General features: G+C 71.2%; 9 protein-coding genes. 3 read left to right on the forward strand and 6 right to left on the reverse strand.

Annotated features, from left to right (window positions below; all coding sequences use genetic code 11):
• Window positions 1–311 precede the first annotated feature (311 nt).
• The 6 genes from ACLJTM_RS34490 to ACLJTM_RS34515 all read right to left on the reverse strand — a co-directional run bounded on the left by ACLJTM_RS34490 (window position 312) and on the right by ACLJTM_RS34515 (window position 4,858).
• Window positions 312–1,298 (reverse strand): ATP/GTP-binding protein, encoded by a 987-nt coding sequence (locus tag ACLJTM_RS34490; protein WP_411107776.1) that lies wholly within the window; start codon window positions 1,296–1,298, stop codon window positions 312–314.
• The gene (locus tag ACLJTM_RS34495; protein WP_411107777.1) at window positions 1,253–1,813 is read right to left on the reverse strand and encodes a hypothetical protein; all 561 of its coding nucleotides are present in this window, start codon (window positions 1,811–1,813) and stop codon (window positions 1,253–1,255) included. The genes ACLJTM_RS34490 and ACLJTM_RS34495 overlap by 46 nt, the downstream gene beginning before the upstream one ends.
• A 537-nt stretch (window positions 1,814–2,350) precedes the next feature.
• The gene (locus tag ACLJTM_RS34500; protein WP_411107779.1) at window positions 2,351–2,593 is read right to left on the reverse strand and encodes a hypothetical protein; all 243 of its coding nucleotides are present in this window, start codon (window positions 2,591–2,593) and stop codon (window positions 2,351–2,353) included.
• Window positions 2,594–2,640: 47 nt separating this feature from the next.
• Window positions 2,641–2,940 carry a hypothetical protein gene (locus tag ACLJTM_RS34505; RefSeq protein WP_411107780.1) on the reverse strand — a complete coding sequence of 100 codons (300 nt, stop codon included), beginning with the start codon at window positions 2,938–2,940 and terminating at the stop codon, window positions 2,641–2,643.
• Window positions 2,937–3,740 carry a ParA family protein gene (locus ACLJTM_RS34510; protein WP_411107781.1) on the reverse strand — a complete coding sequence of 268 codons (804 nt, stop codon included), beginning with the start codon at window positions 3,738–3,740 and terminating at the stop codon, window positions 2,937–2,939. The genes ACLJTM_RS34505 and ACLJTM_RS34510 overlap by 4 nt, the downstream gene beginning before the upstream one ends.
• Window positions 3,741–3,946: 206 nt before the next feature.
• Window positions 3,947–4,858 carry a sigma-70 family RNA polymerase sigma factor gene (locus tag ACLJTM_RS34515; protein WP_411107782.1) on the reverse strand — a complete coding sequence of 304 codons (912 nt, stop codon included), beginning with the start codon at window positions 4,856–4,858 and terminating at the stop codon, window positions 3,947–3,949.
• Between the two features lie 212 nt (window positions 4,859–5,070).
• On the opposite strand from ACLJTM_RS34515, the gene ACLJTM_RS34520 reads away from it, so the two are divergent.
• The 3 genes from ACLJTM_RS34520 (at window position 5,071) to ACLJTM_RS34530 (ending at window position 6,966) form a co-directional block, all read left to right on the forward strand.
• A complete protein-coding gene (locus ACLJTM_RS34520; RefSeq protein ID WP_411107783.1) occupies window positions 5,071–5,319 on the forward strand; it encodes a hypothetical protein in 249 nt (82 codons plus the stop codon).
• Window positions 5,320–5,596: 277 nt separating this feature from the next.
• On the forward strand, window positions 5,597–5,842 hold the full coding sequence (locus tag ACLJTM_RS34525; protein WP_411107784.1) for a hypothetical protein: 246 nt from the start codon (window positions 5,597–5,599) through the stop codon (window positions 5,840–5,842).
• Entirely contained in the window at window positions 5,839–6,966 is a 1,128-nt protein-coding gene (locus ACLJTM_RS34530; RefSeq protein ID WP_411107785.1) for a helix-turn-helix domain-containing protein, read from the forward strand. Before ACLJTM_RS34525 ends, ACLJTM_RS34530 begins: the two co-directional genes overlap by 4 nt.
• The last annotated feature ends 333 nt before the right edge of the window (window positions 6,967–7,299 follow it).

Genomic DNA, 7,299 nt, shown 5'->3' on the forward strand with positions numbered 1-7,299 from the left:
GATCTGACGGGCAGTCAGTGAATCAGGAATGGGTTTATCGAAAACCGAATGCGGCCGGTCACGGCACCCGGGACCGCCCACCGGACGCGCAGCGACCGGACACCTGTCGCGGGCGGGGCGATCGGTCACGGGCGGGCAGGTGCCGTGACCGGTGACCGATCCGGCGTCCGGCCGTGACCGATCGGGCCGTGCTGATCGGTCAAAGCGCTGGTGAAAGGCCCTGACCGGTCCTCTCACGGACGCACAGCGGCCCCCGGTCCGATTGGACCGGGGGCCGCTCAGCGCTTGCCAGGCTGGGCCTCCAGTGTGCCCTAGTTGAGCACCTGGACTTCCCGGATCTCCACTGAGGTCGCAGCGTCACGGGTGGTGGTGATCGTGCCTGTCTGGCCCGCTCCGGCCCAATCCACGTCCCATGTGGTGGTGGCCGCCACCTTGTACCGGCCGCCCGCCACGGTGGAGCTGGGGCCTGTGTAGCGGTGCCCGCAGTCCGGGGACATCTGCTTGCCGAACTCCGGCGCGTACGGGGTGCCCGGGGCGGTGCAGACGACCGTGGCGCCGTCGCCCATCGTGTACGTCACCTTGCGCACCTTGCCGGTCGCGGTGACCGTCACGCCGCCTGCCGACGCCGAGGCCGTGACCGGCCCGGTGCGGGTGGGCGCGGGCCGATTCCAGATCCAGACCGGCATGCCGACGACGCCGACGCCGGTCGGCTTGGGCGCGATCCCGATGTCGGCGCCCTCCAGACGGAGGTTCTCCACCGCCTGCTGCGCGAGCGCCTGGATGTCCACGCCGCCCCCGGCCGGGCCGGTCACCGAGAAGTAGGTGCCGCCCGCCAGCTCCCTGCCGACGCCAGGGCAGATCACGTTCCAGAGCTGCCCTGGGTCACCCGGCTTCCAGTCCGCCGGGACGCCGTTGGAGTACGTCCAGATCGGGTCAGTCGGCGCGGGTTGCGGGTTGAGCACCTGCCAGTAGCAGTGGTCTGCCGGGTTGAAGACGCCCATGTCGTCGCGGGAGCACGGCACCTCCGCCCCGTCGATCTCGCACCTCGCCTTCCCGCCGCCTCCCCCACCACCGGGCTTGCCCCCGCCACCAGGCTTGCCCGGCTTGTTGTCGCCCGCGTGGATGTCGCAGTCGAGCTTGTCGGGCGGGCAGATCACCCCGCCGCCGGGACCGGGGTCGGCCACCGCGGATTCGGCCGGCGCACCCAGGAGGAGGAGCGCGAGCACGGCGGCCGCCGTCGAGCGGCGCATGGTCAGCACGTCGCGGCCCGGTCGATGTCCGTCGTCCAGATGACCCACTTGCCGCCCGTCTTGATGGCGCTCGCGTTGTAGACGTGGCGGCGCGGCCCGGTGCCGACCGGCACCGCCTTGCCAGTCTTGGCCTCCACCTCGTTGTAGGTGGTGGTGTCCACGCAGTCCCTCAGCACGGCCTTGGTCTTGGCGTCGTCGAAGCCGTCCACCTCCGGCGCGTTGACCGGCGTCCCGGTCATCACGGTGCCGTGCTCCTGGTGGTAGAGCAGCGTCACCTTGATGTTGGACAGCGCCCTGTTCCCCGCGTACGTCTCCAACTGCGGGTCAAGCTTGGCCGTGGCGTAGGTGCGGTTCCGCGCCTCCCACATCCCCTGGTACGCCTCCAGGACCGCCACTTTCTCCGCCGCGTCCGGGTCGGCCTTCTTGCTGGGGCTGGGAGCCGCTGTGGCGGCCGCTGGAGCCTTCGCGCCTCCGCCGCCTCCCCCGCATCCGGCGAGGGCCAGAGCGAGCGCCACAGCGCCGCTCAGCACCGCCGCGCGCCGCTTGTGTCGAGCCGTCACCATCGGGCCACCCCCGTGCAGTCGCGAACAGATCACGAGCACCGTAACGCCAAGCGAGGGGGCAGTCACAGGAGTTCCAGGCCAGAGCAGCAAACGGCCGCCGCCGCCCCGGCCAAGAAGCCCAACCTCTTCGTCCGGCTACGCGTACAAAGAGGTGTCGTCGCGGCGAAGGGGCTTGCCCACCGGGCCCCACCTGCACAAACGCCCATGATCCGAAAACAGGGGGTCCCACTCACGGTCACACCTCCGGTGCAACCCCTAGTACACCTCTGCAAGCAACCCTCCAGCCCCCCTCCGGTGCAACCCTCGCGGGCCCGATCCGGGCAGCTTGCCCGGCAGGCTTGCCCACCGCCCGGACTGGCCCGCGCGGCGCCGGAACCGGCCGGGAACGCGGGGGAACGCGCAGGCCAGCGAGGGGTACATGTACCGGAACCGGGCCGGAACACCGACGCAGGCCGGGAACGGGTTCCGGTGGACCGGCCCCGGTTCCGGGCCGGTTCCGCCGCTGTTCCGGCGCGCTGGCCTGCGTGTTCCCGGCGGTCAGCCGGTCGCGTCGCGGCGCAGCACGCCCGCCGCGAGGAGTCCGGCCACCACCGGATCGCTGCCGGTCAGCCGGATCAGATCGCGCAGGATCTCCGCCTTCTCCACGCGCCGACCGGTCCGCCGCCGCAGCGCGAGCGCGATCTCATCGAGGGTGAGCGCGTCGTCCTGGTCCAGCAGCAGCGTGTACTTGCTGCGGGTGTCCGCCTGCCCGGCCACCGCCGGGACGTTCCGGGTCGTCATGCCCGGCCCAACGAGCCAGCCGCCCGGCGGGAAGCGGGCCGCGCCGGTCAGGCCGGGTGCTGGGCCAGCCACTCCCGGATCGCCTGTTCGGTGCCGTCCTGCATCTCGATGCCGAGGAGCACGCAGCGGGCCTTGAACTCGCGTTGCAGCTCCGGCGGCAGGTACGTCCCGAACGGCACTCGGGCAGGCTTGCCCGGCTCTGACGTGGCCTTTCGAGGCTTGCCCGCCCCCTTGGCAGGCTTGCCCGGGGCGGTGCCGTCGCCCACCCGCAGCGGCTCCGTGCTGGGGGTGAGCTCCGTGTTCGTCGCCGTGCCCGACGGGCGCCGTCGTTCGCGGGGCGGAGTCATTCGGCCGGCACCGCCTTCACGAAGCGCTCGGCCAGCAGCTCGTACACCGCGCGCACCTCCGGCGCCTTGTCCGCCTTGAAGTCCGCCAGCGGCAGCGCCGACTCGTCCACGTCGAAGACGACCGACCGGCGCGGCACGATCGGATCCCACACCAGCGGCCCGAACGTCTCGCGCAGCCCGTCGCGCTGGAAGGCGTGCGAGCCGAGCTGGGCTTGCAGGCCGTTGACGACGACGCCCACCAGCTCCAGCCCCGGGTTCGAGAGATCCGCCGCCCGGTTGGCGATGAAGTCGCGGTAGCGGATCGCCGCCTCCACCGCGTCGTACTCCGGCGACGTCACCGCCACCGCCACGTCCGCCGCCGCCATCCCAAGCTGGGTCAGGTGGAACAGGCTGGGCGGGCAGTCGATCAGCGTGTAGTCGAAGTGCCCGTCCGCCCCGTCCAGCGCCTTCGCGAGCCGCCGGTGCGCGCCCACGACACCGGCCTCGCTCATCCGGTTCTCCAGCTCCAGCCGCGCCGGACACAGCGCGATCCGGTCCGCGTACTCCACCTCCCAGCCAATCGGCTGGATCACCTGGGCCGCCGCCCCCGGCTCATCCGCCCGGATCGCCTCCGAGATCGTCAGCTGCGGCGCGTCCTTGTCGAACGTCCACCCCAGCCGCCGCGACGCGTTGCCCTGCGGATCGAGATCCACCACCAGCACCCGGCACCCGCGCTTGGCCAGCGCCTCCGCCAGCCGGACCACCGTGGTGGTCTTGCCCACCCCACCCTTGTTGTTGCCGACCGCTACCCGTTTCGCCATCACCGCTCCTGCCCGCTCGCCAGTAAGCCAGCTAGCAGGCTAGCCGCACGGACACCCCCGCCCGGCGCAACCGGCCGTCGCGGTGGACGGGGGGACGGACGGGATGACCAGCGCAAACGCCGTCCGTGGAAACGTCCGCGCGGAACGCGTCGGGGGCGGTCGGCGGATGTCCGCCGACCGCCCCCAGGGACGCCGTGCCGTACTCGCTACGCCGCGTCCGCCAGCAGCAGGTGCCCGTACTGCTTCGCCATCCGGAAGACGGTGGACATGCTGCGCTCCGTCCGGTCCGCGATGGCCTGGTAGGTGACCCCGGCCAGCCGGAGCAGCAGCACCATGCGGGTGTGCTCGTCCAGTGCTTCCAGCGCCCGGCGCTGCTGCTCCGGCAGGGACTCCAGCGCGACCGGCGCCGTCTCCGGCTCCGGCTGCGCGTCCGGGTCCTGCGCCCGCAGCGCGGCCACCGCGCGCTTCACCAGCCGGTTGACCACGGCCACGTTGACGCCGAGCAGTTCGGCGATGGCGCGCTGCGGCGCGCCGTAGCAGAACTCGACCATCACCTCCCGCAGCTCCGGCGAGAGGTCGGCCAGCAGCTCCCGGCACCGGGGCGACAGATCCTCCTGCCCCGGCAGGATCATCGGCGGCGCCGCGACGTCCTCGTACTCCGGCGTGCCGAAGTCCTGCGGCAGCTCATGAGCCCGGCGCAGCGCGTAGTAGTCGGCCACCGCGGCTTTTACCGCCGTCGCCAGGAAGCGGCGCTCCGTCTCCTCATCCAGCGCCCCGGCCAGCAGCTCGCCGCGCTTGCGGGCCAGCCGCACCCACGCGTCCATCACCAAGTCGTCGGCCAGCGTCTCCGCCTCAGCGAACGTCAGCCCCTGGCGGGTCAGCCGGTTGCGGGCCGCCGCCCGCATCCACGCCCCGTGCCGCTCGTACAGCTCTCCGAGCTGCGTCGACTCCTCCACCGACAGGGGCACGATCTCGCCCTTGTGCAACCGTCGGCCACCCGGCCCGTTCCCCGTGAGCAGCGCGCCCCGCGCCCGCTCCTCCCGCTTGCTCCCGCGCTTGCGCTCCGGACGAATCGGAGCCGGTGCCGAGATGCGTTCCTGCACTGCCACAATGGCCATGTCGGGTTTTCCTTCACAGAGTGATCCGACTCAGCTCCGGCGCTGATACGCCGGGGCAACCGGTGGCCGGCCGCTCTAACGGCAGGCCACCAAGCGGCCCCTGGCTCTAACCGGGGGCCGCTCCCGTTTCCGGGTGCAGACGCCACCCTGCCAGAAAACCATCGGCGGTGCAATGAAGACATCGCCAATGGTTCTTCTGGTAGGCTCCTGCCGTGACTGAGATTCCCGAGGAGAAGCGGGCGGCGGCACTGCGCGCCGTTGCTGACGCAGGCGCCAGACGCGCCGAGTTGCTGGCTGAGGCCGATCGGATCCTGGTGGAGGAGATCCAGCCGCGCGCGGTGGAGGCCGCGCGGCTCGGGGCCGGCCGCAACCGCATCCGAGAGCTGGCCCACGTCGGCCCCGCCATGCTCTATCGGTGGCTGGAGGAGGCGGGCTTGCCCGTACGGGAGAAGCGCGGCTGAGGCTTGCCCACGGGGCTTGCCCAGCACCCCGGCAGGCTTGCCCATCCAGATTGGAGGCTTGCCCGCGCGGCTGTCTGGGCGTGTCAGCGGCCCACAGTGCGCAAGCATGGGCCGGACAGCACGACGGCCCCGCCAGAAGACGGGGCCGAAGGACCGGTCCGGGGTTGCCCCCCCGGGGTGCCGGTAGCACCTGAAGTGGAGGTGCGCTCATGGAGAGCGTACGTGTACACCCAGTGGTTTCACCACACCGCCTGAACATCACGTCGGGGGTGGCCGCATGAGCTTCACCGGACGGATGGCGTCGGACGGCTACACGACGCTGCGGAACTCCTTCCTGGCCGACGCGCGGCTGACGTTCACGGCGCGCGGCGTGTTCGCGCTGATGAGTTCGTTCAGCGACGCGGAGTGGGAGACCGTCACCGCGGAATCGCTCGCGGCTGGCACCGCGCACAGCGTGGCGGACATCGAGGCCGCGCTCGCGGAGCTGGAGCGCCACGGCTACCTGACGGCGGTGGCCGAGTGAGCGCGCAGCACATGGGCATGGTGCTCGATGCCGAGGGGCTGGACGGCAGCGAGAAACTGCTGCTGATCGGCTACACGAACTGGACCGACCCCTACGGCTACTGCTGGCCCAGTGAGCAGCGCCTCGCGGACTCCTGCGGGACGTCGCGCAGCACGGTGCAGCGGGTGAAGCGCAAGCTGATCAAGAGGAAGCTGCTGAAGTCGGTGCGCCGGGTGAACAGCAAGGGCGAGCCAATCTCGAACCTGTCGCGGGTGAACCTGCCGATGCTCGCGTCGATGGCCCGGAAGCGGACCGCGTACGACGACAACCTGATCGACGCGATCACCTTCGACGACGACACCCAGGGCGACCCGGAAGCCACCCTGCGCGGCACGCCGGACGATCCAGAAACCCCCTCTGACCTGCTGACACATCAATCTGACTCATACCCTGAGTCAAATCGACTCCTACCCCGAGTCAAAATGACGCCGACCCCGAGTCAGATTGACTCTCAATCCCGTAGTTATCCCGAAGAGATCCCTCTCTCTCATCCCTCCGTGCGCACGCGCGCCGCCGTGGGCGCTGCTGCCGGAGTGGAGAGAGAGAAGATCGCTCCGCTGAAGAGGCGGACAAGCCCCGCCCCCTCTGCGAAGGGTGGCGTCATGGCTGACGCCACCCCACTCCGGCAGCAGGCGGCCGAGCCGGAACCCGCCGGGGCTGAGGTGCCGGGGCAGCGCGAGGGCTCAGACAAAGACGCAGCAGCAGCGGGGGCCCGGATCGTGCTCGCGTACGTGACCGCCCTCGGGAAGTCGGTGGACAACGGCACCCGGGCCAGGCTCCAGGGGCAGGCGGTCGAGCTGCTGGGCAGGGGGCTGCCGGAAGCCTGGCTGTGTGAGCAGGTGCGGGTGATGGCCGCCAACGGCTGGAAGGATCTGCTGATGCACGTCGATCACCCCAAGGTGACGCCGCCGTCGCCTTCCTTGGAAACCCGTGGCGTCCCGGAGTGGTGCGGCAAGTGCGCCGGGGGGCGTGACTGGTCGGGCGAGCCGGTGAACCCCGCCGCCCAGTTCAACCCCCGCTTCCGGGTGCTGGACGGGGAGAAGTGCCCGGACTGCCACCCGGAGCGCGTCTCAGCGTCCGTCTGAGCGCCCCGGAGCCTGTCCGGGCCTCTCGCATCCAGCGAGCCCCGGACAGGCCGTCAGGCAGGCGCACAGCGCCACCGGTTGGCGCGGCCGGCCTTCTCGGGCGGGGGGACTGAGAGTCCCCCCGCCACCCCTGCTCTCGCCTGTGCGGCGAACCGGTGGCCAGCCCTCTCTGTGGGGCGCGGGGTGACTCTCAGTCCCCCCGTCCAAGAGCCCCGGAAGGGGCTCCAGCCGTCACGGGTCGCCCGCCGGTCACGCCCGGCCCCGGGGTGGGGTGACCGGCTGTATTCGGTATTCGATAAACCCATTCTGGATTCACTGACTGTCCGTCAGATT

The organism is Streptomyces sp. cmx-4-9 (assembly GCF_046548835.1).
Taxonomy (GTDB): domain Bacteria; phylum Actinomycetota; class Actinomycetes; order Streptomycetales; family Streptomycetaceae; genus Streptomyces.

Excerpts from the sequence above, each read along its gene's own strand:
- ACLJTM_RS34505 (WP_411107780.1), bottom strand. The coding sequence starts at position 2,940 with ATGACTCCGCCCCGCGAACGACGGCGCCCGTCGGGCACGGCGACGAAC.
- ACLJTM_RS34510 (WP_411107781.1), bottom strand. The coding sequence starts at position 3,740 with ATGGCGAAACGGGTAGCGGTCGGCAACAACAAGGGTGGGGTGGGCAAG.
- ACLJTM_RS34525 (WP_411107784.1), top strand. The coding sequence starts at position 5,597 with ATGAGCTTCACCGGACGGATGGCGTCGGACGGCTACACGACGCTGCGG.
- ACLJTM_RS34515 (WP_411107782.1), bottom strand. The coding sequence starts at position 4,858 with ATGGCCATTGTGGCAGTGCAGGAACGCATCTCGGCACCGGCTCCGATT.
- ACLJTM_RS34495 (WP_411107777.1), bottom strand. The coding sequence starts at position 1,813 with ATGGTGACGGCTCGACACAAGCGGCGCGCGGCGGTGCTGAGCGGCGCT.
- ACLJTM_RS34500 (WP_411107779.1), bottom strand. The coding sequence starts at position 2,593 with ATGACGACCCGGAACGTCCCGGCGGTGGCCGGGCAGGCGGACACCCGC.